18 protein-coding genes and 2 pseudogenes are annotated in these 25,610 nt (G+C 72.2%); 7 read left to right on the top strand and 13 right to left on the bottom strand.

Annotation, left to right across the window (positions count from 1 at the left end):
* The first annotated feature begins 23 nt into the window (after positions 1-23).
* Entirely contained in the window at positions 24-1,415 is a 1,392-nt protein-coding gene (gene bioA, locus QFW81_RS04095) for an adenosylmethionine--8-amino-7-oxononanoate transaminase (RefSeq protein WP_280577295.1), read from the top strand.
* A gap of 58 nt (positions 1,416-1,473) precedes the next feature.
* On the top strand, positions 1,474-2,226 hold the full coding sequence (locus QFW81_RS04090; RefSeq protein ID WP_280577294.1) for a 16S rRNA (uracil(1498)-N(3))-methyltransferase: 753 nt from the start codon (positions 1,474-1,476) through the stop codon (positions 2,224-2,226).
* 23 nt (positions 2,227-2,249) lie between these two features.
* Here QFW81_RS04090 and QFW81_RS04085 read toward each other — a convergent pair whose 3' ends face one another.
* The 3 genes and pseudogenes from QFW81_RS04085 to QFW81_RS17720 all read right to left on the bottom strand — a co-directional run.
* On the bottom strand, positions 2,250-2,717 hold the full coding sequence (locus QFW81_RS04085) for a chemotaxis protein CheW (protein WP_280577293.1): 468 nt from the start codon (positions 2,715-2,717) through the stop codon (positions 2,250-2,252).
* Positions 2,714-4,462, bottom strand: coding sequence for a chemotaxis protein CheB (locus QFW81_RS04080; protein WP_280577292.1), 1,749 nt, complete (start codon positions 4,460-4,462; stop codon positions 2,714-2,716). Before QFW81_RS04080 ends, QFW81_RS04085 begins: the two co-directional genes overlap by 4 nt.
* Positions 4,449-6,734, bottom strand: a pseudogene (locus QFW81_RS17720) (response regulator); the annotation flags it as partial. The pseudogene QFW81_RS17720 and the gene QFW81_RS04080, both read right to left, overlap by 14 nt.
* Positions 6,735-6,907: 173 nt before the next feature.
* Between QFW81_RS17720 and QFW81_RS17715 the strand changes: the two are divergent.
* The gene (locus QFW81_RS17715; RefSeq protein WP_425603974.1) at positions 6,908-7,738 is read left to right on the top strand and encodes a pentapeptide repeat-containing protein; all 831 of its coding nucleotides are present in this window, start codon (positions 6,908-6,910) and stop codon (positions 7,736-7,738) included.
* Positions 7,739-8,516: 778 nt separating this feature from the next.
* On the opposite strand, the pseudogene QFW81_RS17760 reads toward QFW81_RS17715, so the two are convergent.
* The 5 genes and pseudogenes from QFW81_RS17760 to pilG all read right to left on the bottom strand — a co-directional run.
* Positions 8,517-10,199: pseudogene (locus QFW81_RS17760) on the bottom strand (FimL-related protein); the annotation flags it as partial.
* Positions 10,200-10,749: 550 nt separating this feature from the next.
* The gene (locus tag QFW81_RS04070) at positions 10,750-12,771 is read right to left on the bottom strand and encodes a methyl-accepting chemotaxis protein (RefSeq protein ID WP_280577290.1); all 2,022 of its coding nucleotides are present in this window, start codon (positions 12,769-12,771) and stop codon (positions 10,750-10,752) included.
* A gap of 42 nt (positions 12,772-12,813) precedes the next feature.
* Positions 12,814-13,353 (bottom strand): chemotaxis protein CheW, encoded by a 540-nt coding sequence (locus QFW81_RS04065; protein WP_280577289.1) that lies wholly within the window; start codon positions 13,351-13,353, stop codon positions 12,814-12,816.
* Positions 13,350-13,721, bottom strand: a complete 372-nt coding sequence (locus tag QFW81_RS04060; protein WP_280577288.1) for a response regulator — start codon at positions 13,719-13,721, stop codon at positions 13,350-13,352. Before QFW81_RS04060 ends, QFW81_RS04065 begins: the two co-directional genes overlap by 4 nt.
* A gap of 12 nt (positions 13,722-13,733) precedes the next feature.
* Positions 13,734-14,135, bottom strand: coding sequence for a twitching motility response regulator PilG (gene pilG / locus QFW81_RS04055; protein ID WP_280577287.1), 402 nt, complete (start codon positions 14,133-14,135; stop codon positions 13,734-13,736).
* A 186-nt stretch (positions 14,136-14,321) separates the two neighbouring features.
* Between pilG and gshB the strand changes: the two genes are divergently transcribed.
* On the top strand, positions 14,322-15,275 hold the full coding sequence (gene gshB, locus QFW81_RS04050; protein ID WP_280577286.1) for a glutathione synthase: 954 nt from the start codon (positions 14,322-14,324) through the stop codon (positions 15,273-15,275).
* 4 nt (positions 15,276-15,279) lie between these two features.
* The gene (locus tag QFW81_RS04045) at positions 15,280-16,161 is read left to right on the top strand and encodes an energy transducer TonB (RefSeq protein ID WP_280577285.1); all 882 of its coding nucleotides are present in this window, start codon (positions 15,280-15,282) and stop codon (positions 16,159-16,161) included.
* Between the two features lie 90 nt (positions 16,162-16,251).
* Here the strand turns inward: QFW81_RS04045 and lepB are convergent, their stop codons facing one another.
* The 5 genes from lepB to mrcB all read right to left on the bottom strand — a co-directional run bounded on the left by lepB (position 16,252) and on the right by mrcB (position 22,804).
* Positions 16,252-16,884: a signal peptidase I gene (gene lepB, locus QFW81_RS04040; RefSeq protein WP_280577284.1), complete on the bottom strand. Its 633-nt coding sequence runs from the start codon at positions 16,882-16,884 to the stop codon at positions 16,252-16,254.
* A 54-nt stretch (positions 16,885-16,938) separates the two neighbouring features.
* On the bottom strand, positions 16,939-17,634 hold the full coding sequence (gene tsaB, locus QFW81_RS04035; RefSeq protein WP_280577283.1) for a tRNA (adenosine(37)-N6)-threonylcarbamoyltransferase complex dimerization subunit type 1 TsaB: 696 nt from the start codon (positions 17,632-17,634) through the stop codon (positions 16,939-16,941).
* Between the two features lie 66 nt (positions 17,635-17,700).
* A complete protein-coding gene (gene yoaA / locus QFW81_RS04030) occupies positions 17,701-19,755 on the bottom strand; it encodes a DNA repair helicase YoaA (protein ID WP_280577282.1) in 2,055 nt (684 codons plus the stop codon).
* 1 nt (position 19,756) lies between these two features.
* Positions 19,757-20,281 carry a hypothetical protein gene (locus QFW81_RS04025; RefSeq protein ID WP_280577281.1) on the bottom strand — a complete coding sequence of 175 codons (525 nt, stop codon included), beginning with the start codon at positions 20,279-20,281 and terminating at the stop codon, positions 19,757-19,759.
* A 3-nt stretch (positions 20,282-20,284) separates the two neighbouring features.
* Complete coding sequence (mrcB, locus tag QFW81_RS04020) at positions 20,285-22,804, bottom strand: penicillin-binding protein 1B (RefSeq protein ID WP_280577280.1); 2,520 nt, start codon at positions 22,802-22,804, stop codon at positions 20,285-20,287.
* A 133-nt stretch (positions 22,805-22,937) separates the two neighbouring features.
* Here mrcB and QFW81_RS04015 point away from each other — a divergent pair, with 133 nt between their 5' ends.
* Together QFW81_RS04015 and QFW81_RS04010 are read left to right on the top strand one after the other, a co-directional pair.
* A complete protein-coding gene (locus QFW81_RS04015; RefSeq protein WP_280577279.1) occupies positions 22,938-24,239 on the top strand; it encodes a glycosyltransferase family 4 protein in 1,302 nt (433 codons plus the stop codon).
* A complete protein-coding gene (locus tag QFW81_RS04010; protein WP_280577278.1) occupies positions 24,239-25,603 on the top strand; it encodes a glycosyltransferase in 1,365 nt (454 codons plus the stop codon). The genes QFW81_RS04015 and QFW81_RS04010 overlap by 1 nt, the downstream gene beginning before the upstream one ends.
* Positions 25,604-25,610: the final 7 nt, after the last annotated feature.

The following is a 25,610-nucleotide window of genomic DNA, read 5'->3' as shown; positions in this document are numbered from 1 at the left end:
CGGCCACGGGCGATAATGGGGGCATGTCGACTCACGATGACGCCATTCTAGACGACGCCGCACGCTGGCGTTCGCGTGATCTCGCGGTGCTGTGGCACCCCTGCACCCAGATGCGGGAACACCCCGACGTGCTGCCGCTGCTCCCGGTCGCGCGCGCGCAGGGCCCGTGGCTGGTCGGCCACGACGGCGCGCGCACGCTGGACGCGGTGAGCAGCTGGTGGGTGACGCTGCACGGCCATACGGAGCCGCGGATCGCCGAGGCGATCGCGCGCCAGGCGCGCACCCTCGAGCAGGTGATCCTGGCCGGGTGTTCGCACGCGCCGGCGGTGGAGCTGGCCGAGCGCCTGTTGGCGATCGCGCCGCGCGAACCGTCGCGTCCTCCACTGGCGAAGGTGTTCTACGCCGACAATGGCTCGGCCGGGATCGAGGTGGCGCTGAAGATGGCGTTCCACTGGTTCCGCAACCGCGGCGACGAGCCGCGGCGGACGAAGTTCATCGCGCTGCAGAACGGCTACCATGGCGAGACGATCGGCGCGCTGTCGGTGGGCGACATCCCGCTATACCGGCGCATCTATGCGCCATTGCTGATGCAGGCGGTGTTCGCGCCCTCGCCCGACGCCTACCTCGCGCGCCCCGGCCAGAGCGGCGAAGGCTGCGCCGAAGACGCCGCCGACGCGCTCGCCCACCTGCTGGACGAACACGCCGGCGAGATCTGCGCCCTGGTGCTGGAACCGCTGGTCCAGTGCGCCGGCGGCATGCGCATGCACCATCCGGCCTACCTGCGCCGCGTGCGCGAACTGTGCGACGTGCACGGCGTGTTCCTGATCGCGGACGAGATCGCGGTGGGCTTCGGCCGCACCGGCACGATGTTCGCCTGCGAGCAGGCCGGCATCCAGCCCGACCTGCTGTGCCTGTCGAAGGGCCTGACCGGCGGCTTCCTGCCGCTGGCCGCGGTGTTGGCGACCCAGGCGATCTACGACGGTTTCCTCGACGACTCGCGCGAGCGCGCCTTCCTGCATTCCCACAGCTATACCGGCAACCCGCTGGCCTGCGCCGCCGCGCTGGCCTCGCTCGACATCTTCGCCAGCGACGACGTGCTGGTGCGCAACCAGGCCACCGCGGCGCGCATGGCGGAGCTGGCGCGCGGGATCGCCGCGATGCCGGACGTGGCCGACGTGCGCCAGACGGGCATGATCGTGGCGTTCGAGCTCGCGCCGGGCGGCGATCGCCGTGCCGCATTCGAGCCGGCGCGGCGGGTGGGCCTGCGCGCCTATCGCGCCGCGCTGGAACGCGGCGTGCTGCTGCGCCCGCTCGGCGACGTGCTGTACTGGATGCCGCCGTACTGCATCGACGAAAGCCAGCTGGCGCTGCTGGCGGAGACCACGCGCGCGGCGATCGCCGAGGCGGTGGCGTGAGCGCCGCATCGGACCATCGCGTCGCGGCGGCGGCGACTCATGGCCGGAGGGCTCGGCGATGCGGGTGATGCGCGCGCATATCGATCTGCCGCTCGCGGTGGGCACCCGGCTGGCCCTGCCCGAGGCCGCGGCCGCGCACCTGGTGCGCGTGCTGCGCCTGCGCGAGGGCGATGCCTGCGTGCTGTTCAACGGCGACGGCCACGACTACCACGCGCGCATCGTCACGGCCGACAAGCGCCGGACCGTGGTGGAGGTGACGGGCGCGGAAGCCGTGGACAACGAATCGCCGCTGCGCGTCACCCTGGTGCAGGGCATCGCGCGGGGCGAGAAGATGGACCTGATCCTGCAGAAGGCCACCGAGCTGGGCGTGGCGCGGTTCGTCCCGGTCGACGCCGAACGCACCGAAGTGCGTCTCGACGGCCCGCGCCTGGCGCGGCGCATCGAGCACTGGCGCGGCGTGGTGGTGGCCGCCTGCGAGCAGTGCGGACGTGCGCGCGTGCCGGCGCTGGAGGCGCCGCTGCCGATCGCGGTAATCGCGGAGGCCGCCGCGCACGCGCGCCTGCGCCTGACGCTCGATCCGCAGGGGCCGCACATGCTGCCCGACCTCGCCGGGCGCATGCCCGACGACGGCGGCGGCGAGATCGTGCTGGCGATCGGCCCGGAGGGCGGCTGGGCGCCGCGCGACCGCGAACACCTGCGCGCCGCCGGCTTCGAGGGCCTGCGCCTGGGACCACGCATCCTGCGCACCGAAACCGCGGGGCTGGCCGCGATCGCCGCGCTCCAGGCGCTGTACGGGGACCTGCGCGACTGAGGCGCGCGGGCGCCGCGGCGCAGTCAGGCCGCGAGCGCCTGGCGCAGCGCCTGCTCGATGCCGTCGATGTCGGGGATCACGGCCGGCTCGTCGTTGAACCGCACGTGCGCACGCACGCCGGTGGCGCCGTCGTCCGCCGCGTCGGCCGCGGCCAGGCGGTCGCGCGAGACCGTCACCAGCCGCGGAAAGCCCTTGGTCAGCAGCGCGAAGTACGGCATCGTCGCCTGGCCGCCGAGTGCCTTGAGTACGATGACCTTGTGGCCCAGCCCCCCCTGCTCCGCGCCCTGCCCGATCAGCGGCGCGAACGCCACCAGCGGCAGGCGCCAGCCGCGCCAGCGGATCGTGCCGAGCAGCCACGCGGGGGCATCGTCCACCGGGTCCGGCTCGGCGTAGGACAGCACCTCGGAGATGGTGGCATTGGGCAGCAGCAGCGGCGTGGCCTCGGTCTGGATCAGCACCGCGCGGATATCGCTCTGGAGGGCGTTGTTCATGGCTGCAGCATTCCGCTGGGATCGGGATCGGGCGACGCACCCGGCACCGGCCAGCGGGCCAGCAGCCTGGCGGCCAGTGCGGCAGGGGTGCCGTGGTCGGCGCCGGAGGCGATGGCGGCCCGGGCAGCCGCCGGTTCGTAGCAGCCCTCGTCCGGCGTCTGGCCGAGCACCAGGCCGCCGTTCCAGCGCCCGTCGGTGACGGCGGGCACCAGCGCGGCATCGGCGCCGCTGAGGAACAGCACGGCGCTGTCGTCGGCCGGCAGCGCGTCGGGATCGAGCGATGCGGAGGCATCGAACTTCCAGCCGGATCCCGCGCGCAGGCCGAGGCCCGGCGGAACGAAGTAGATGCTGCCCGGCTGCGCCACCTGGCCGGCTTCGGCCACGCTGACCGGCGCCGAGGTGGCGCGGGTCATCTGCTTGACCAGGCGATCGTAGCGCCCGCCCTCCAGCGGCAGCCGGATCAGGATCGGCTTGGTGAACCCTTCGGGAAGCGCGGCCAGCAGCTGGCGCACGGCATCCGGTCCGCCCAGCCCGGCCTCGATCAGCACCACGCCGCGTACCGGGCCATGCCCATAGCTGTCCGGATCGGCCAGCGACAGGCGGCCACCGAGCGCGTCGATGTCGAACGCAGGGGCGCGCTTCGCGTGATCGCCCGCCGGCGCCGGCGCGGGATCGGCACCGTCGTCCAGCAGGCTCAGCCCGGAAAAATCGATGCGCGCCGCAGGTGCGTCCCTCTCGCGCGTCGACGTCCCGTCCGCCGGCCGCGGGGCGACGTCGCCCGACTCCGCAGCGTCGTCCGACGCGCCGGCCTCGGACTGGCGCATCTGGGCGGCGAGGAACTCCTCGATGCCGTCGGGCGTTTCGGCATCCTCCCCGGCGCGCATGAAGCGCTCCGGATCGAACGCGAGTTCGTCGAGCGGACCGGCGTCGCCCGCCTCGATTCCGGCGACGGCGTCGTCGGAAAGGGTGAACGACATCGATTCCAGCGACGACTCTTCCGGCAACGACGTGCCATCGTCCACCAGCCCGAACCGGGAGGCGACCCCGTCGTCCAGCCCGAACGCCAGTGTCGTCAGGTCCAGGTCACCATCGTCGACCGCGGCCTCCGGCGCCACCGGAGGCACGCGCTCGACGGACGCATGTGCGAGCGTCCACGCCGGCGAATCGCCACCGTCGTCAATCGGAAGCTCGGCCTCCGGCGCCGCGCCCATGTCTCCTGCCGCGTCCGCGAGCCCCGTCATGCCCTCGAGTCCGCCGTCGCGCGGCACCTCGTCGGCATGCTGCTGCGCCTGGTCGGTGAACTCGACGATCGCCTGTTCGAAATCCACCGCCGGCCGTGGCGCCTGCAGCGGGCCGGGCGTGGGGTGCAGGGCGTCGTCGGCCTCGGCGCCCGCGGGCAGCACATCGTGGTGGCGGTGCAGCTTCGCCGAGAGGTGGCGCAGCCAGCGCGCCGCGTCCCAGCCGGTGCGCTGGGCGGCCTGGTCGGCCTCCTCGAAGATCACCATGTAGTCCGGGTCGGCGAGCACGTCGGCGTAACGGTCGATCGCGTCCTCGATCGCGGGATCGAGCGCCACCAGGATCGCCTGCGGCGTGGCATGGCGCACGTCCTCCGGGTCGGCCTGCAGCGGGTCGGCCACCAGCACCACCTCCGCGCCGGCCTCGCGCAGCGCACCGCTGATCCGCTCGCAGGCCTCGCCGGCGCGCGCCAGCAGGGCGACGCGCGGCGTGGCCTCAGTCGCGGCCATGCGGCACCTTCAGCAGTTCGTTGACGTTGCGCATCAGCTCGGGCTCCTGGTAGGGCTTGCCGAGATAGCGATCCACGCCGAGGTCGAACGCGCGCTGACGGTGCTTCTCGCCGGTCCGCGAGGTGATCATCATGATCAGCACGTCGCGCAGGCGTGGATCGGCCTTCATGTGCTTGGCCAGCTCGTAGCCGTCCATGCGCGGCATCTCGATGTCGAGCAGCATCAGGTCGGGCACGCGTTCGTCCATCCGCTCCAGCGCGTCGAGGCCGTCCTTCGCGGTGATGACCTCGAAGTTGTGGCGCTCGAGCACGCGGCCGGTGACCTTGCGCATCGTGACCGAATCGTCGACCACCATGACCAGCGGCACCGGGCGCTGTTCGACCGGCACGACCGGGCCGGTGTCGCGCGGCAGCACGGCGTGGCGGCGAGCGAGCGGCGCGACGTCGAGGATCACCACGACGCTGCCGTCGCCCATGATCGTGGCGCCGAAGATGCCAGGGATCGAGGCGACCTGCGGGCCCACCGGCTTCACCACGATCTCGCGGCTGCCGATGATCTCGTCCACCGCGACCGCGGCGCGCAGTTCGCCCGAGCGCACCAGCAACAGCGGCATCTGCAGGTGGCCGTCGGCGCGCGCCGGCGCCTGGCCGACCAGCAGTCCGAGGTCGTGCAGGCCGTAGTCCTCGCCGCCGTAGGCGTAGAGCGCCTCGGCATCGCCCAGGCGACCGCGCTCGATCCGGCCGACGCCACGCACCGAGGCGATCGGCACGGCGAACTGGGTCTCGCCGATGCGCACGAACACCGCCTGGGTGACCGCGAGCGTCTGCGGCAGGCGCAGGGTGAACGTGGTGCCCTGTTCGCGCCGCGTGGCGATGTCGAGCGAGCCGCCGAGCTGGCGCACCTCGCTGGCGACCACGTCCATGCCGACGCCGCGGCCCGCGAGGCGGCTGACCTCGTCTGCGGTGGAGAAGCCGGGCTCGAAGATCAGCGCGTCCAGGTCGCCGTCGCTGAGCACGGCGCCGTCGCGGATCAGTCCACGTTCCTGGGCGCGGCGACGGATCGCGCCGCGGTCGAGCCCGGAGCCGTCGTCGCCGACCTCCAGCACCACTTCCGACCCTTCGCGGCGTACCGCGATGCGGACCGTGCCTTCGTCCGGCTTCTTCGCCTTGCGCCTGCGTTCGGGCGACTCGATCCCGTGCGCGACCGCGTTGCGCAGCATGTGCTCCAGCGGCGCGGTCATGCGTTCGAGCACGTTGCGGTCGAGTTCGCCCTGGCTGCCGTCGAGCCGCAGCTGGACCTGCTTTCCGGTTTCCTGCGCAGCCTGGCGCAGCACCCGGCGCAGGCGCGGCACCAGCGCGTCGAACGGCACCATGCGCGTGCGCATGAGGCCTTCCTGCAGCTCGGAGCTCACGCGCGACTGCTGCAGCAGCAGGGTCTCGTACTGGCGGGTCAGGTCGTCCAGCGTCTGCTGCAGGCTGGTCATGTCCGCCGCGGACTCGCCGAGGCCGCGCGAAAGCTGCTGCAGGGTCGAGAACCGGTCGAGTTCCAGCGGGTCGAAGCTGACGTCGCCGGCGTCGCCCTCGCGCTGGTAGCGCGCGATGATCTGGGCCTCGGTTTCGATGTCGAGGCGGCGCAGCTGGTCGCGCAGGCGCGCGTTGGTCTGCTCCATCTCGTTCATCGCGGCGCGGAACGCGCCCAGCTGCTGCTCCAGGCGGGCGCGGTAGATCGCCACCTCGCCGGCGTAGTTCACCAGCCGGTCGAGCAGATCGGCGCGGATGCGCACCTGCTCCTGCGGAGCCCGGATGGTGGTGTCGTCGTCCGCGCCAAGATCGGTGATGGGTCCCGACAGCGGAGCGAGTTCCACCTTGGGCTCGACCGGTTCGGCATCGGCCGCAGCGTCGTCCTCGACCAGCAGCGGGCGGCCGCGGGCGAGCGCGTTGAATGCGTCGATCAGCGCATCGGGCATGGCGATGGCGCGCCGATCGCCGATCCGAGTGATCATCGCATGCAGGCGGTCGAAGCCACCTTCGAGCAGACCGATGCCGATGCGGTCGAGTTCGCAGCGCTGTTCCACCACCGCCTCGAGCAGCGATTCCATCGCGTGGCCGAGTTCACCGACGGTGAACACGCCGGCCATGCGCGCGCCGCCCTTGATGGTGTGCAGGTCGCGCTGCAGGCCGATCAGCGGCTCGCGCGCGTCGGGGGACTGCCGCAGCTGGGCAAGCAGGCCGTCGGAGTGGTCGAGCAGGTCGCCGGCTTCCTCGACGAAGATGTCCACCAGTTCTTCGTCCAGGCGCGCGACATCGAGCGCCTCGTCCGGATCTTCCTTGGACAGCACGCGCGCGAGCAGCGCCGCGACGGCGGTATCCACCGGCACGCCGGCGTCGTCTTCATCGGACACCTCCGCGGCGGCAGCCTCGTCGTCCGCCACCTGCGCGGCGTGCGCTGCCTGGCGTTCGGCTTCGAGACGCTCGGCTTCGAGGCGCTCGGTTTCGAGACTTTCGGCTTCGAGGCGTTCGGCTTCGAGGCGTTCGGTTTCGAGACGTTCGGTTTCGAGACGTTCGGTTTCGAGACGTTCGGCTTCGAGACGTTCGGCTTCGAGGCGTTCGGCTTCCAGAAATTCGGCCTCGAGACGCATGGTCTCGAGGTATTCCGTTTCGAGGCGGTCTGCCTCGACAGGCTCGGCGTCAGGAGCCTCGGGAGTGCCGCCGTCCGTTCCGGAGACTTGCGCTTCGGGCCGTTGAGCATCGACACGTTCGGCTTCGAGGCGCTCGGCTTCAAGACGCTCGGCTTCGAGACGTTCGGCTTCGAGGCGCTCGGCTTCGAGACGCTCGGCTTCGAGACGTTCAGCTTCGAGACGTTCGGCCTCGAGGCGCTCGGCTTCGAGACGCTCGGCTTCGAGACGTTCAGCTTCGAGACGTTCGGCCTCGAGGCGCTCGGCTTCGAGACGCTCCGCTTCGAGACGCTCCGCTTCGAGACGTTCGGCTTCGAGGCGCTCGGCTTCGAGGCGCTCGGCTTCGAGGCGCTCGGCTTCGAGGCGCTCGGCTTCGAGGCGCTCGGCTTCGAGACGCTCGGCTTCGAGACGTTCGGCTTCGAGGCGCTCGGCTTCGAGGCGTTCGGCTTCGAGGCGTTCGGCTCCGAGACGTTCGGCTTCGAGGCGCTCGGCTTCGACGCGCTCGGCTTCGAGGCGCTCGTCCTCCTCCTGCCCGACGCCGGCCGGGGCGGACTCCATCGCGTCCACCAGCGGCGCATCCACCAGGCCGGCATACGCGGTGAGGTCCTCGGTGGTCAGATCGATGGCGTCCGGCGGCTGTGGCGTATCCGGCATCGCCCCCGCTTCTTCCAGGCCCTGTGCATCGACCAGCGCCGCCAGGCCGCTCGCGGCTTCGGGCAGGCTGTCGCGCAGCGCGACGAGGCGCGCCGCCAGCGCGTCCTGCAGCAACAGTGCGGGTGCGGGTTGTTTCAGGGTCTCGACGGTCTCGCGCACCGCCGCGGACAGGTCGGCCAGCGCGTCGACGCCGTCCGGCGTCGCGGTGGCATGCGAGGCGAGCAGGCGCCGGGCGTAATGTTCCGCCGGCGACAGCACGCTGTTGATGACCGGCACTTCCGTCATCGCGAAGGCACCGTTCATGGTGTGCAGCGCGCGCAGCAGCGGGTCGCTGCCGGCGGCGTCGCCGTCGCGCGCGCGCGCGACCCAGGCATCGACCGTCTGCAGGTGGCCATTGACCTCGGCGTCGAGGATCTCCAGCAGCAGCGCGTCGATCTTGGCCGGCACCGCGGCCAGCGGCTCGCCCGCGTCGGCGAGTCCGACCGCCAGGGGCTCGATCCCGACCTCGTCCACGGCCGGCGGGCTCACCGGCTCGACCGCCGTCGCATCGACGGCCTCCGGCACGTGCGCGGAGGCATCCATCGCGACCGCAGCGGCCGTCTCCGGCGGCATCCCCTCGTCGCCACCGGCGATGCGTTCGGCGGCCGCCTGCATCGGTTCCAGATCGGTGGTCAGGCTGCGTTCGCCGCGCAGCGCCGACTGCAGTTCCGGCAAGGTGTAGAACGCACGGTCGACCATCGCGATGACCGCCTCGCTCGGCGGGCGCGACCCGTCGAGCACGCGGTTGAGCATGTTCTCGATCTTCCAGCTGAACTCGCCCAGCATGCGCGCGCCCACCAGGCGCCCGCTGCCCTTGAGGGTATGGAACACGCGCCGGATCGGACGCAGGCGCTCCATGTCCTCGGGCCTGGCGCGCCACAGCGGCAGCAGGCCGTCGAGGTTGTCGATCTCCTCGGCGAATTCCTCCAGGAAGACTTCGCGGATCTCCTCGTCGATTTCCTCGCCGACGGTTTCGAATCCTCCGACGACCGGCTCCGAGGCACGCGCGGGCGCCGCGGCCTGTGCGGCGGGAGCCACGGATCGGGCATTCGTCCCGCCCGCCGTGTCCGGCAGGTCGATGGCCGGTGCGGACACCACGGGCGCCGCGACCTCCGCCACCGGCGCGGGCTTCTCGGGCGCCTGCGGCAGCGGCCAGTAGCCGAGCGACTCGAGGCTGTTGCGCGCGATGTCGAGGATCTCGTCGCGGTTGCCGCGCTGCTCGCGCAGGGCCTCGAGGTAGTACTCCAGGCTGGCCAGCGCGTCGGCCAGGGTGTCGAGCTGGCGGCCGTTGGGCACGCGCTGGCGCCCGATCAGCTCGGTCTCGGTGTAGCGGCTGACCGCGACCAGGTAATCGGCGGGCAGCGGCAGTTCCATCATCCGCAGCGCGCCGGACACCTCGTCCAGCAGCCGCGGCACTTCCGAGAGCTGCTCGTGCTGCCAGCTGGTCTCGACGAACGCGACCAACGCCTGGCGCGCCTGCACGAAGTTGGCGATCGCCTCGCGCACGATGGTGTCGACCACCTGCCGCGTCTCGCCGGCGAACAGTTCGTTCTCGGCGCTGGCGCCGGTGTCAGATGCGCCGAGCCGCGCCACCTGGTCGTCGAGCGTGGCGTCGACGTAGAGCAGCGCGCCGGCGACGTCGAGCAGCGCGTCCTCGTCCGCCGCGACGGTGCCGTCGAGGATCTGCAGCATCGCGTCGCGCTGTTGCTGCACCACCTTGCGCGCGACCCCGAGGCCGAGCATGCCGAGCGTATCGGCGACCCGGCCCAGCGTCTCGGCGTGCGGCTGCAGCGAGGACAGGTCGTCCGAACCGGTGCGCAGGTGCAGGTCGAGCGCGTCCTTGACGTGCAGCAGGTCGTCCTTCACCGCAGCGGACACGGTGTCCAGCAGCGCACGGTTGCGGCCACTGATGCTGCCGCGCGCGTGCTCCAGTTCGGACGCCGTCGGCAGCGCCGCATCGAGTTCGAAGACCTGCTTGAGTTCGTGCAGCGCCGGGTGGCTGGCGTCGTCGTGGTGGGCGACGTGGTAGAGCAGTTGCCGGGTGGGCTCCTGCGCGGCTTCGCCACGGACTTCGGCGAACCCGTCGTTGTCGAGCAGGCCGCGGCGGGCCTCGCGCTCGACCCCGGCGAACACCTTGCGCAGCCCGGCCGAGGCCGGCAGCGCGCCGTCGGCGAGGGCGCGGGACACGTTCGAGGCGACCCACAGCATCCGTCGCACGGGTACCTGACGTACATGCGGCAGCAGCGCATCGACCGCGGCCGGCAGCGGCGTCAGTGTCTCGGGCGTAGCGGCGTCCTGCCAGGCCGCGAGCGCGCGCTGCAGCGCTTCGAGCAGCGGCTGGACGTCGTCGTTGGACGCCGCCGCGCCCATGCCGCCGGCAATCGCACCCGGCAGCGGCCGTTCCAGGTCGGGCGAGAACAGCACGCTCTCGCTGAGGCCGCTCTCGCCGCGCGTGGCGCGCAGCTCGTTGAGCAGCGGCAGCAGCACGATCGGGATGTCGCGGTGCCCGCTCTGCAGGCGTTCGAGGTAATCGGGCAGCAGCACGATCCCGCGCAGCAGCGCCGCGCACGCGCCGTCGCGGTCGTCGACGCTGCCGGCATGCAGCGCCTGGGCGACGTGCTCCATCTCCTCGGCCACCATCGCCGGGGCGTACAGTTCGACCATGCGCAGCGTGCCCTGCACCTGGTGCAGGTAGCCCGCGCACAGCCGCATGCGTCCGACGTCCGCCGGATCCTCGACGTAATCCTCGAGCTCGGCCTTGGCCAGGCGCAGGGTCTCGTCCAGCTCGGGCTTGATCCAGCCGAGCGCGGTGTGCTCGAGGGCTTCGCGCAGTGCAGTCATCGCCGTCCCCCGTGGGTGCCGGCGTGGCTGCGCCTGCGACCGGTCGTCGTCGCGTTCATCCGGTGCACTCGTCCCGCGCTCAGGCCGGCAGCTTGAAGTCGGCGACCGAACGTCGCAGGTTGGCGGCCAGCTGCGCGAGGTTTCCGATCGACTCGGCGGTCTGGTTCGCACCTTGCGAGGTCTGCGCGGTGATCGACTGGATCGTGTTCATGGTCTCGGTGATGTTGGTCGCCGCCGCGGACTGCTGCTTGGCGGCGGTGGAGATCCCGAGAATCAGGCCGGCGAGGTTGCTCGACACGTTTTCGATCTCGCCCAGCGCGGTGCCGGCGTCCTCGGCCAGTCGCGCACCCGCGACCACTTCCGAGGTCGTCTGCTCCATCGAGCTGACCGCCTCGTTGGTGTCGCTCTGGATGGTCTGCACCAGCGCCTCGATGCGCTTGGTCGCGTTCGAGGCGCGTTCGGCCAGTCGCTGCACTTCGTCGGCCACCACCGCGAACCCGCGGCCCGCCTCGCCAGCCGATGCTGCCTGGATGGCCGCGTTCAGCGCCAGGATGTTGGTCTGCTCGGAGATGTCGTTGATCAGTTCCACGATCGAGCCGATTTCCTGCGAGCTCTCGCCCAGGCGCTTGATGCGCTTGGAGGTTTCCTGGATCTGGTCGCGGATCGAGTCCATGCCGGCGATCGTCTCGCGCACCACGCCCGCGCCCTTGGTCGCGATCTGCACGGAGCGCTGGGCCACGTCGGCCGACTCGGCGGAGTTCTTCGAGACCTGGTCGATGCTCGAGGCGATCTCGTTGATGCGGCTGGAGGCGGAGTTGATCTCCTGCGCCTGGTGCTCCGCGGCCTCGGCCAGGTGCATGGCGGTGGCCTGCGTCTCCTGCGCGCTGGAGGCCACCTGCGCCGAGGTGTCGTTGATCGTGCCGACCAGGTCGCGAAGGTTCTCCACCGCGAAGTTGATCGAGTCGGCGATCGCGCCGGTCATGTCCTCGGTCACCGTCGCCTTCACCGTCAGGTCGTTCTCGGCCAGCGCGCCGATCTCGTCCAGCAGGCGCATGATCGCCTCCTGGTTGCGGTTGTTGAGCTCCATGGTGTCTTCGTAGCGCTTGCGCTGGGCGCGGTTGAGCGACCAGAGCAGGCCGGCCAGCGAGACCAGCGCCAGCAGGCCGGAGATGATGCTGATCCAGACGTTGCCGGCGACACTGGTGTCGCGCAGCGAACCGAAGGCGGTGAAGGCCGCGAACAGGTCCTGGCTGTCGGACAGCAACTCGTCCGAGCCGGTGGTCAGCGCCGCGGAGGCGGCCTGGGCCTGGAACAGCGCCGGGGCGCTGGCGATGATCGCGTCCAGGTCCTTCTTCATCTCGGTCCAGCGGGCGCCGGCCTGGGTCAGCGCGGCGACCGCGCCGCCGTTCGACAGCGGCTGCACGTTCATCGCCTCGTCGCCGCCGCGCAGGCCTTCGAGCACCTGTTCGAACACGCCCACGTCGCGCGCCAGCGCGTCGCCGGCGATCGACGCACCCGCGCCACCGGCCTGGATCTCCGCGACGCGACGCGCCATGTTGCCCGCCAGCACGTTCTGGCGCAGGGCAATGTAGACCTGTGAGGCCGGCGAGCCGCTGGACGACATCGCGCGCACGAGCTCGTCCAGCTGCGCCTGCAGCTGCGGCACGGCCTGGTTGAACCGGGTGGCGTTGGCGGCGAACCCGCTCACCGCCTGTTCGCTCGCCGCCACCTGCTCGGCGCTCGCGGCGAGCGGAGCCCAGGTCTGGGTCACCGTCTCGATCGGGCCGGCCACGCCGGTGGTCTGGCCGAAGTTGGCGTTGAGCTGTTCGACGTCGCCGTCGATCTGCGCCTTGGTGTCCTTGAACGCGGCGAACGCGGCGGCGTCGCCCGCGACCGCCTCCCGGCCCTGGTTGGCCAGGCGCTGCGAGTTCACCTGCAGGCTCGAGGCCGCGGTGCTCGCGCCGCCCAGCCTCGCCGCCTTCCAGCCGGCGTAGCCGGTGTTGGCGCCGAAGATCACGAGCGTGGCGACCAGCGCCGCGATCCAGAAGTTGCTCCCCAGGCCGCGGCTCTTGCCGGCGATCGTATCGACTACTGTGCTCATGGTCCTACCCCTGCCCCTGCGCTGTCTTGCTGGACGCGGCCATCAGGCCGCGGCTTGTCTGAATTCCGGTGTCCGTGCCAGCCGGCTCAGGCTGAACACGCCCCAGGTCTGGTCGGCGAGCCGGTAGGCGCGCTCGACGAAATGGGTGTAGCGCCCTTCCGCCAGCGCGCCGGCGTCCGCCTGCTGCTCGTCGAGGAAGCTGCGCTGCCCGAACAGCTCGTCGATGGTGACGGCGACGTCGCCATCGGGCTGGCGCACGATCAGCACGCGCTGGGTCTCGTGCAGCACGGTGCGCTCGCCCTCGAGGAACTGCTTGAGGTCGACGATCGGCAGCAGGCTGCCGCGGACGTTCCCCACGCCCAGCATCCACGCCTGCGCACCCGGCACCGGCGTGACCGGCGGCATCGGCACGATTTCCAGCACCTCGTCGAAGGCCGAGGCCAGGCGGTGCGCGCCGACGCGGTAGCCGATGCCGCGCCACAGCCCAGGCGCGTCGAACTGCTCCGGCAGGCCCGCGACATGCGCGAGGCTGCGCTGCTCGAAATCGAGCAGCATCGCGAACGGGTCGCGATGCTGGTTCATCCGGCGGCCTCGAGCAGCCGGTCGATCTCGCCCATCAGCACCTCTTCCCGCGGCGGCTTGACCAGGTAGCCCTTGGCGCCCTGGCGCATGCCCCAGGCCTGGTCGGTCTCCATGCCCTTGGTGCTCACGATCAGCACCGGGATGTGCTTGGTCTCGGCGTCGCGGCCGAGCGCACGCGTGGCCTGGAAGCCGTTCATGCCCGGAAGCACGACGTCCATCAGCACCAGGCCGGGCTGTTCGCGCCTGCACACCTCGATGCCGTCCTCGGCGCTGGTGGACGCCAGCACCTCGTGGCCGTGGCGCTCGAGCAGCTGGGTGAGCACCGCCGTGTCGGTCGGTGAGTCCTCGATGATCAGGATACGGGCCACGGCGACTCCCCTTTACGCCTTGACGTGGGTACGGATCGCGTCGAGGAGTTCCTCGCGCGTGAATGGCTTGGTGACGTACTGCTCGGAGCCGACGATGCGGCCGCGCGCCTTGTCGAACAGGCCGTCCTTGGAGGACAGCATGATCACCGGCGTCGACTTGAACAGCTGGTTGTTCTTGATCAGCGCGCAGGTCTGGTAGCCGTCCAGACGCGGCATCATGATGTCGACGAAGATGATCTGCGGCTTGTGGTCGGCGATCTTGGCCAGGGCCTCGAAGCCGTCGACCGCGGTCACCACGTCGGCGCCCTCGCGCTTGAGCAGGGTCTCGGCGGTGCGGCGGATGGTCTTCGAGTCGTCGATGACCATCACCCGCAGGCCATCGAGACTGGCGGCGCGGCTGTCGTCTTGCGTCATTTTCTTCGTTTCCCCCGGCGCGCGATGCAGGTCCGATGAACGCATCGCCGCGATCGCCGTATATTCCAGCCTCGTGCCGCACTGTCAAGCATCCATGAAGAAGTTTGCGCAAGTCGCCGCAGCCACGGGCGAAAGCGGCGCGGAACGCCTGCTAACATTTGTCAGAAAGTGCCACTGGTGGGTCACATGTCCCTGAACGTCGTGGTGGTGATGGATCCGATCGAGTCGATCCGGATCGCCAAGGATTCGACCTTCGCGATGCTGCTGGAAGCGCAGCGGCGCGGCCATGCGCTGCATTACGTGCTGCCTGGCGGACTTGGCATGGATCATGGGCGGGCGCAGGCGAGGCTGGCGCCGCTGCGCGTGCGGGACGATTCTGCCGGCTGGTTCGAACTGGGACCAGCGTCACAACGTGCGCTGGGACCCGGCGACCTGGTGCTGATGCGCAAGGATCCACCGGTGGATGCGGACTACGTCCACGACACGCTGATCCTGGACGCTGCCCGGCGCCAGGGCGCGCGCGTGGTCAACGATCCGCAGGGCCTGCGCGACATGAACGAGAAGCTGGCGGCGCTGGAATTCCCCCAGTGCTGCCCGCCGACCGTGGTCGCGCGCGACGCCGCCACCCTCAAGGCCTTCGTGCAGGTGCACGGCGAGGCCGTGCTCAAGCCGCTCGACGGCATGGGCGGGCGCTCGATCTTCCGCGTCCGCGCCGGCGAACCCAACCTCAACGTCATCCTGGAGACGCTCACCGCCGGCGGCCGCCACCTGGCGATGGCCCAGCGCTACCTGCCGGAGATCGTGGACGGCGACAAGCGCATCCTGCTGATCGACGGGGAACCGGTGGATTACTGCCTGGCGCGGATCCCCCAGGGGGACGAGTTCCGCGGCAACCTGGCGGCCGGCGGCCGCGGCGAGGGCCGCCCGCTGACCGAGCGCGACCGCTGGATCGCCGCCCAGGTCGGGCCGGAGGTGAAGCGCCGCGGGATGCGCTTCGTCGGCCTGGACGTGATCGGCGACTGGCTCACCGAGGTCAACGTCACCAGCCCGACCTGCATCCGCGAGCTGGACGCACAGTTCGGCATCAACATCGCCGGCCTGCTGTTCGATGCGCTGGAAGCGGATCCGGGCCCGGCCTGACCGCATGTCGACCCTTGCCCTGCCCCCCGCGCCGCCGCGCATCGGAGAACGCGAGCGCCTGAGCGCGACGATGGTGCTGTCGCTGCTGCTGCACGGCATGCTGGTGCTCGGCGTGGGCTTCGCGCTGGACGACGCCGCGCCGCTGGCGCCAACGCTCGACGTCATCCTCACCGAAACCACCAGCCCGCTGACCCGGGCGCAGGCGGACTTCCTGGCCCAGGCCAGCAACCAGGGCGGCGGCGAGCACGAGCGCAGCACGCGCCCGCGCGACGACCAGGCCGGGCGCGCGGCGCAGGCCGAGTCGGGCGTGGCGCCGATCGAACTGCGCGCGCAGTCGCCGACCGCGCAGCCGCCGCCGCAGGCGCGCGTGGTCGCCAGCCAGCGCGGCGAGGACGTGCTGCCCGCCGCGGATGTGCGTCCGCAGGCTGACGACAGCGCCCTGCCCCGCGGCGAACAGAAGATCGAACGCGACCTGGCGATGGCCCGGCTGGCGGCCGAGATCCACCTGCGCTCGGAGCGCTACGCCAAGCGGCCCAAGCGCAAGTTCGTGTCCGCCAGCACCCAGGAATGGGCCTATGCCGGCTACCTGCGCGACTGGGTGGACCGGGTCCAGCGCGTGGGCAACCTCAACTACCCCGACGAGGCGCGGCGCCGCCAGCTGTCGGGCGAGCTGGTGATCAGCGTGGCGATCCGCCGCGACGGTTCGGTGGAACGCGCCGACATCATCCGCTCCAGCGGCATCCGCCTGCTCGACGATGCCGCGCTGCGCATCGCGCGCCTGGCCGAGCCCTATCCGCCGCTGCCGGTGACCGAGGAGGAAATCGACATCCTGCACGTCACCCGCACCTGGCAGTTCCTCCCGGGCGGGGAACTGGTCGACGACTGACGCCGCCCGCCGGCAGATGGCTTCCGGCAGGCGGTGCAGCAGCAACGATCCCGCACACGGCTTGCGCGCGTGCGCACCGCGTGGCTGCCGCTACAGGCGCCGCCACACCGGGCCTTCGCCGCGACGCCAGTACACGCCCAGCGCCTTGCCGTAGAACGCCTGGCTGGGGACCAGGCCGAACCAGCGCCCGTCCGCGCTGCGCCCGCGGTGGTCGCCCAGCACCAGCACCATGTCGTCGGGGATGGTGAGCGGCGCGATGTCCGGACCACCGCCGTCGGCGAGATCGAGCCGTACGAGCCGGTCGCCGATCCGTTCGGTGTCGCCGACCGTCCCGGGATGGAGCGTTCGCCCGTCGATGCGCAGGCGTCCGTCCACCAGCGCCACCGTCTGGCCGCCGACCGCCACCACGCGCTTGATCAGCCGGGTGCCGTCGGCCGGCGAGCGGAACACCACGACGTCGCCGGGCGCCGGGCGCCCGTTGCCCAGCAGTTCGATTCCGGTGAAGGGCACCCGGAGGCCATAGGCGCGCATGTCCACGAGCACGCGGTCGCCGGGCTGCAGGGTCGGCTCCATCGAGCCGGTGGGCACCTGGTAGTGGTTGGCCAGCGACGAGCGCGCGACCACCAGCAGCGCGATCATCAGCAGCAAGGGCGGCAGTTCGCGCCGCCAGCCGGTGCGCGCCGCGCGCCCGGGATCGCGAGTCCGTGTCGTCGCTGTCGCCATGTCCGCCTCCGGTCGAAGTCTGCGCTTGACCATGCGCCGGGGCGGATGGTTCCTTCAGCCGCGAGCGGCGCGCGCCGCCTGTTGCTGCACCAGGGTCAGGGCGACCTGGTCGCGCAGGTAGGCCGGCTGCAGGCGCTCGGGGGCGATCGCCTCGCCGCGCGCGAAGGCGCGCGCGCCCAGCCGCGCGACATCGGCCGCGCGCGGCAATGCGCCGGCATCGACCGACGCCAGTACGGCGCCCAAGCGTCCGCGCAGGGCGCCCTGGGCCGCATCGAACCCGGTGCCGACGCCCGCCCAGCCATTCCCTTCGGCAACCTCTGCCAGGTCGGGAGCCACGACCACTTCCGCGCCCACCGCCTGCAGTTCGTCGTCGTGCCGCAGGAACCGGCCCAGGTAGACCTCGCCCATGCGCGCATCGATCGCGGCGACCACGCGGCCGCCATCCGCGCGCATCGCGAGCGCGGCCAGGGTCGAAATCGCCAGCACCGGCCGGTCCAGCGCCAGCGCGATGCCCTGCGCCAGCGCGACCGCGAGCCGGACGCCGGTGAAGGCCCCGGGGCCCCGCCCCACCGCCACCGCGTCGAGCTGCGATTTCGCCACCCCGGCCTGGGCCAGCAGCTCGCCGGCCCAGGGCAGCGCCAGTTCGGCGTGACGCCTGGGCGCGATCTCGAAGCGTTCGAGCACCTCACCGTCCACCAGCACGGCGACGGAACAGGCTTCGGTGGCGGTCTCGAAGGCGAGCAGTTTCATCCGGCCATGGTAACGGGCCGCGCGGCGCCGGTCGCGAGCGGTTGGCGTGGCGGATGGGCCTGCGCGCTAGGGCGCGAACGTGGCGGCGTCGGGCGCCGCGGGTGCGTGGGCGAAGAACGCGTCCACGTCGGCGGGGTCGCGGGTACTGGCGAACGGCGGCAGCGAATCGAGGAACACGTGGCCATAGGACTTCTGCGTCAGGCGCGGGTCGCACAGCACCAGCACGCCGCGGTCGGTCTCGGTGCGGATCAGGCGGCCTACGCCCTGCTTGAGCGCGATCACCGCCTGCGGCAGCTGTTCGTCGCGGAACGGATTGCCGCCGGCGCGGCGGATCGCCTCGAGCCGCGCCTCGAACACCGGATCGTCGGGGGCGGCGAATGGCAGCTTGTCCAGCACCACCACGCTCAGCGCCTCGCCGGCCACGTCCACGCCCTCGCGGAAGCTGGCGGCCCCCAGCAGCACGCCGTTGCCCGACTCGCGGAAGCGCTGCAGCAATACGTGGCGCGGCGCTTCGCCCTGCACGAACAGCGGCCACTCGCCCTCCTCGCGCAGCAGTTCGGCGGCCTCGCGCAGCGCGCGGTGGGACGCGAACAGCACGAACGCGCGTCCGCCGGACGCCTGCAGCACCGGGCGCACCGCGTCGATCACGGCCCAGGTGTAGTCGCGGTCGGCCGGCTGCGGCATGCGCGTGGGCAGGTAGCACAGCGCCTGCCGCGGCCAGTCGAACGGGCTCGGCACCAGCAGCGTGGTCGGCGCGTCGAGCCCGAGCCGGGTGGCGATGTGGCCGAAGCCGTCGTCCACGGCGAGCGTGGCCGAGGTGAACACCCAGGCCGCGCGCGACTGTTCGCGGTGCTGGCGCAGCGGACCGGAGACATCCAGCGGCGTGCGCTGCAGGCGGAAGCCGCGCGGCGAGAGTTCGTACCAGCGTACGTCGTCGTCGGGACCGCCGGAGTTCGCGCGGAGGTCGTCCTCCGACCCCGGGATTCCTTCGGCATCCGCAGTCGGCATCGACTCCTGCCCCGGTCCCGCCCAGCGCGCCAGTCGCCCGACCATCTCCTTGGCCCGCGCATGGCAGGCATCGAAGCCGGGCGAGGATTCGCGCAGCGGTGCGAGCGCGTCGCGCAACGCCGCCACCGCGTCGCCGAGCCCGCGCAGACCGTCGGCGAACGCCGGCGCCTGCAGCGCGCGGTCGCGGGTGCCGCGCGTGGCCAGCCCCTCCATCGTGGCCCGCAGGCCGCGGGTGGCCAGTTCCAGGTCGCGCGCCGGCCCCTGCACCACCGCCAGCGCGCCCGGCACGTCCTTCGTCTCGCCGAGCGCGTCGCGCGCCAGTTCCACCAGCGGACGCGCCGAGAGGTTCTCGCCGAAGAACTGCGCCGCCAGCTCCGGCAACTGGTGGGCCTCGTCGACCACGAACGCCTGCGCGCCGGGCAGGATCTCGCCGAAGCCTTCCTGCTTGAGCGCGAGATCCGCTAGCAGCAGGTGGTGGTTGACCACCACCAGGTCGGCCGATTGCGCACGCTGGCGCGCCTGCACCACGAAGCACTCGCCCCACATCGGGCATTCGCTGCCCAGGCAGTTGTCGGCGGTCGAAGTGACCATCGGCAGCAGCGGGGAATCGTCCGCGAGCGCCTCGACCTCGGCCAGGTCCCCCATCTTCGTACGCCCGCTCCAGGCGACGATGCGCTGGAACTGCGCGATCTGCTCGCGCGAGGTGAAGCGTGGCTCGCCCTTGGCGCGCTCGAGCCGGTAGCGGCACAGGTAGTTGGCGCGGCCCTTGAGCAGCGCGGTCTTGAGCCCGGTGCCGAGCGCGTCGCGCACGCGCGGCAGGTCGCGGTGGTAGAGCTGGTCCTGCAGCGCGCGGGTGCCGGTGGAGACGATCGCCTTCAGGCCCGACAGCAGCAGCGGCACCAGGTAGGCGAAGGTCTTGCCGGTGCCGGTGCCGGCCTCGGCCAGCAGCGTGTCGCGGGCGACCAGCGCGTCGGCCACCGCGCCGGCCAGGCGCTGCTGGGCATGGCGCGCGGCGAACGCGGGAATGCGCTGCGCGAGCAGGCCCCCCTCGGCCAGGGCCTCGACGCTGCGCGCGGCGAGCGTGTCGTGTTCGACGCGGTCGGTTGCCGGCATCTCAGAACCGGTCGGGGCCCGCGACCCGGCAGCCTTCGACCTGGCGCGCGGCCGAGCCGGCGCCGTCGGCGTCGCCAGTCGCCAGGCGCACCTGCTGGATCGTCGCCCAGTGGCGGCGGCACAGCGGACCGACCTGGGGGCCGAGCGCGAACGCGCGCTCGGCCAGCGTGCCGGCGCGATCGAAGTCGCGCTGCAGCAGCGCGGTTTCGGCGCGCTCCTGCAGCAGCGCCGGATCGTCGGCGACGATCGCCAGCGCGCGGTCGAGCGCATCGGCGGCGGCGGCGTAGTCGCTTCGCGTACGTGCGGCCTGGGCCTGCTCGCGCAGGTCCTCGACCATCGGATCGCGCAGCGGTTGTACGGCCAGTTCACCCTCGCCGCTGCCGGCAGCCGCATCAATCGCGGCCACCATCTGCTCCGGCGTCGCGGTGGTCAGCGGCGCCACCGGCTCGGGTTCGGGCACGCTGGCGCAACCGGCCAGGACGAGGGCGGCGATGGACAGCAGGGTGGCTCGGAACATCGGAGGCATGGCTTACTCGACAGGGGCGGGTGCCGGAGACTCCGGCGCGGGCGGCGCAGGAGCCGGCGAAGACGGCGGAGACGGCGCGGGCGGGGCGGGTGGCGGGGCAGCGGCCGGATCGGGCTGTGGCTCGCGGCGACCGAAACCGAACCAGTCGCGCCAGCCGCGCGAACGCGAGTCGCTCGCGTCCCCGCCCTCCGCGGCCGGCGTACCCTCCGGGACCGCGTAGGGATCGGGCGCCATGAACGAGGCGCACGACGCGTACGGCGGTGCGAACCCGGCGACGAACGCGAAGCGCCGGGCACCGGGGCATTCGGCATCGGTGGCGTTGGACTGCAGCACCCACTGCCAGTCCAGGCCTTCGTTGCCCACGCGCAGCGGCGCGCTCGGCAGGCGCGAGAAGATCCCGGACCAGACCCGCATGGCGCCGGTGGCGCCGTACAGCCCGGTCTGCTCGTTCTGGTCGTTGCCGACCCAGGCCACGGCGAGGTGGTCGCCGGTCCAGCCGGCGAACCAGCTGTCGCGGCCGTCGTTGCTGGTGCCGGTCTTGCCGGCCGCATTGAGCCGTCCCAGGCCATCGTTGACCAGTTGCCGGCCGGTGCCCGAACTCACCGCGTGCTGCAGCGCCAGGGTCACCAGGCGCGCCGCGATCGCGTCGCCTTCGGTGGCCGGGGCCGGATCGTTGTCGTAGCGCTTGAGCACCCGCCCTTCCGGATCGAGCACGCCGCGCACCGCGTGCAGCGGCTGGATCTCGCCCCCGGATGCGAGGAACTGGTACAGCTGCGCCATCGCGTACGGGCTCTGGTCGACCGAGCCGAGGATCAGCGAGGGATTGGCGGCCGCCTCGAACCCCGCCAGCGTGCGCACCAGGTCGGCCAGGCGCGCGGGCTCGACCTGCATGCCGACGCGCACCGTGGCCTGGTTGTACGACTGCGCCAGCGCATCGATCGCGCGCACGCTGCCGTGGCTGCGGCCGTCGGAGTTGCCCGGCGACCAGCGGCGCCCGTTCTGCAGCGTGATGGTCACCGGCGAGTCGTCCACCCAGGTGGCGAGCGACCAGTTGCGCGGACTGGCCAGCGCCAGCAGGTAGACGAAGGGCTTGAGCAGCGAGCCCACCGGCCGCTGCGCCTCCACCGCGCGATTGAAGCCGTGCACGGTCGGCCGGCGGCTGCCGACCACCGCCACCACCTCGCCGTCGTGCACGTCGGTCAGCACCAGCCCGGCTTCCAGCGGCGGACGCTTGCCGGTCTGCAGCGATTCGATCGTGCGCGTCACCGAGGCTTCCGCGTATGCCTGCGCCGAGGGCGACATGCCGGTCATCACGCTCAGGCCGGCGCCCTGCAGCGCGTCTTCGGGATAGTCGCGCGCCAGCTGCCGGCGCACCAGGTCGACGTAGGCCGGGAAGCGGTTGGCGGCGACGCTGCCGGGCGAACTGGTCACGCCCAGCGGCGCGTCGACGGCGCGGTCGTGCGCGGCCTGGTCGATCAGCCCGGTCTGGAGCATGTTCGCCAGCACGAAGTCGCGGCGCTCCTCGGCGCGCTCGGGATGGCGGCGCGGATCGTAGTACGAAGGCCCGCGCACCATGCCCACCAGCAGCGCGACGTGCTCGGTGTCCAGGTCTTCCAGCCGCCGCCCGAACCAGAACTCGGCGCCCGCGGCCAGGCCGTGGATCGCCTGCGCGCCGCGCTGGCCGAGGTAGACCTGGTTGAGGTAGGCCTCGAGGATGGTGCTCTTGTCGTAGCGCGCCTCCATCAGCAGCGCGTACAGGATCTCGTTGAACTTGCGGCTCCAGGTCTGCTCGCGTCCGATGCCGAGCAAACCGCTGCGCGCGAGCTGCTGGGTCAGGGTGCTGGCGCCCTGGCGCTTCTCGCCCGAACGCAGGTTCACCCAGGCCGCGCGCGCCATGCCGCCCAGGTCGATGCCGTGGTGGTGGGCGAAGTCGCGGTCCTCGACCGCCTGCAGGGTGTCGGTCACCAGCGGCGGCACGTCTTCCACCCGCACAAGCCGCCGCTCCTCCTGCTTCTGGCCGTAGAGCGTGGCGATGCGCGCCGCGTCCAGGCGCGCGGCCTTGATCGCGCGGTCGCCGGCGAGGTCCTTGAGCGTGCGCACGCGGCCACCGGACACGGTGGCCTGGATCCGGCTCGGGCCGACCGCGCCGTCGACGTCGCGGAAGCCTCGGCTGGCGATCGTCCAGCGCCCGTCCTCGCGCAGGTACGTGCCGGCGCGCACGCCGTCGCCTTCGCGATAGGCCGCCGCGTCGAGTTCGGTCTTGAGTGTCTGCGCGTCCATCGCCAGCCCCGGCGCCAGGCGCAGCGGACGGGCATACACGCGCGTGGGCACCTGCCAGCGCAGTTCGCCGAAGCGCTCGCTGATCTGGGTGTTGAGGTAGATCGCGTACGGGACCAGGAAGCCGAGTCCGAGGCCCACCGCCGCCAGGGCCCAGGTCACCAGCCGGCGGCGCCAGTCGCTGCGGCCGGGCCCGGCGCGGGTGTTCTCGTCGCGGTCGTCTTCGTCGTACTCGATGCGGGCCATGGGCTCCTCGGGCCTGCCCCTGCGGGCGGCCGGGGATGCGAGAATGGGGCCCGCGAAGTCTAGCGCAGCGCCCGTTCCGGCCCGCCGCGCGGGATGACCATCCGTTCAGGCTGTCTGGAGCCGATTCCGCCCCGTGCGTGTCCCCGTGTCGTACCACCTGCGCCGCCTCGGGTCGCGCCTGCACCGGATGCGGATCGCACTGGCCGTGCGCGGATGGACGGGCCTGCTGCGGCGCGTGCTGGGCGTGCCGGCGGCGTCCGGCGCCACCTCCCCTCAGGGATCGGCGCCGCTCGCGTTCGAGCCGTTGGCGCCAGCGCCCTCGCGCGACGGAAAGCCCCTGCGCTGGCTGTTGATCGACGTCTCCACGCCGCGGCCGGACCGGGACTCGGGCTCGCTGCGCAGCGTCAACCTGATGCGCCTGCTGCGCGCGGACGGCCATGCGGTCGATTTCCTGCCCGACGACCGCATCGCCGCGGGCCACTATGCGGACCTGCTGCGCGGGCTCGGCGTGACCGTGCACGACGGCGGCGACCGTGCCGCCTATCCACGCTGGTTCGATCGCCATCTCGCCGGCTACGACGTGCTGGTGGTCAGCCGCTACCACCTGGCGGAGTTCCTGCTGCCGCTCGCGCGCCTGGCCGCGCCTGCGACGCGCGTGGTGCTGGACACGGTCGACCTGCACCACGTGCGCGAACGACGCGAAGCCGAGGTGCGCGGCGACGATCGTCTGCGGCGACTGTCTTTGGCGACGCGCGCGCGCGAACTGGCCACGATCGCCGCGGCCGACGTGGCCTGGGTGGTGAGTGCGGCCGAGCGCGACCTGCTCGCGCGCGAACTGCCCGATGCGCGCGTGGCGCTGCTGCCGAACATCGTCGAACCGGTCGCCGATCCCGCAGGGCCCGCCTCGCGCGAGGGCCTGCTGTTCGTCGGCGGTGCGCGCCATCCACCGAACGTGGACGCGATCGAGTGGCTGGTCTCGGAGATCTTCCCGCGCGTGCGCGAACGCCTGCCCGGGTGCACGCTGCATCTGGTCGGCGACGGCCTCTCCCGGCTGCAGGCGTTGCGCGCGCCCGGCCCCGGCGTGGTGGTGCACGACCACGTCCCCGACCTCGCCCCCCTGCTCGCGCACTGCCGCGTCGGGCTGGCGCCGCTGCGCTACGGGGCCGGGGTCAAGGGCAAGGTGAACCAGTACATGGCCCACGGCCTGGCAGTCGTGGCGACTCCCGGCGCCGCGGAGGGCGCGTTCCTCCAGCACGAGCGCGACGTGCTGCTGGCAGACGACGCCCCGGGCCTGGCCGCGGCCGCGGTGCGGGCCTGCACCGACGCCGCGCTCTGGCAGCGCCTGGTCGACCACGGCCTGCACAACACCCGCCACCACTTCTCCTTCGGCACGGCGCGGCGCGCGCTCGCCGACACGCTGGAACTGCTCCGCTGATGCGTATCCTGCTGATCGCCTACGAATTCCCGCCCAGCCCCTCGCCGCAGTCGTTGCGGTGGACCTATCTGGTCCGCGAACTCGACCGCCTCGGACACGAGGTGCACGTGCTGACCGTCGACCTGGGCGGCGAGACCCCGGGCCTGCCTTTGCTGCCCGACAGCGTGCACGTGCATCGCACCTTCCCCGGACTGCTGCGCGGCGCGCTGGCGTTCCATCGCGACTACCGCATGCGCCACCCGCGCCCTCCCCGCATCGCGCCGCAAGCCGACACACCCGCGGAGCGGGAGGCGGTGGTCGCGCCGGCGGCCGCAGGCAGTGCACCCGTCGCGCTGCGCCCACCGCGCAACTGGAAGCAGCGCGTGTCCGAAGCGGTGCAGGCGGTGGCGGGCCAGCTGCGGTTCCCCGACATCCGTGGCGAATGGCGCGGCTACGGTCGGCGACGCCTGCGTACGCTGATGGCCAGCGTGCGGCCGGATGTCGTGATCAGTTCGCACGAGCCTGCGACCACGCTCGAACTCGGCCTGGCGGTGCGCGGTTCCGGCGTGCCGTGGATCGCCGACCTGGGCGATCCGGTGCTCGCGCCCTACACCCCGCGCCGCTGGCGCGCGCGCTCATGGCGGCTGGAAAGCGCGGTGTTCCGCCATGCCGCGCATGTCACCGTGACCAATGCGCGCGCGCTCGAACAGATGCGCGAGCGCCACGGCGGCGACACGCCGATGACCGTGCTGACGCAGGGCTTCGACCTGGCGCCGTCGGCGCACGACGCCCCAGACGACGTGTTCGATCCGTCCCGGCTGGAACTGCTCTACACCGGCAGCCTGTACGCGTTCCGCCGCATCGACGCCCTGCTCGCGGCCCTGCGCGCCGATCCGCGCATCCGCCTGAGCATCGCCGCCGTCACCGTGCCCGAGGCGATCCTGGCCGCGGCGCGCGCGGCGCCGCAGCAGTTGCGCCTGCTCGGCTTCCTGCCGCACCGGCAGGCGCTGGCGCTGCAGCGCCGGGCCGACGTGCTGGTCAACGTCGCCAATGACGACGGCGCGCAGATCCCGGGCAAGTTCTACGAGTACCTCGGCGCGGGCCGTCCGGTGCTGCACCTGGCGCACGACACCGACCTGGTCGCGGCACGGATCGAGGCGCTGCACCGGGGCTGGGTCTGCGGCAACGACGAGGCGGCGATCGCGGCGCGCCTGCGCGACCTGCTGCAGGCCAGGCTGGAGGGGCGGCTAGATCACGGGCTGTCGCTCGACACCGGGCAGGTGCGTGAACACAGCTGGCAGCAGCTGGCGATCACGCTCCAGGACGTGCTCCGGGACGTGGCGGGTGGCGTCAGGCCGCGGCCCGCGGATCCCGCGTCCGGCTGAGGCCAGC

The sequence above is a fragment of the Luteimonas kalidii genome (assembly GCF_029887935.1).
GTDB classification, from domain to species: domain Bacteria; phylum Pseudomonadota; class Gammaproteobacteria; order Xanthomonadales; family Xanthomonadaceae; genus Luteimonas; species Luteimonas kalidii.
Note: the sequence above shows the minus strand (reverse complement) of the source record. Positions and strands in the feature narration are given on the sequence as shown.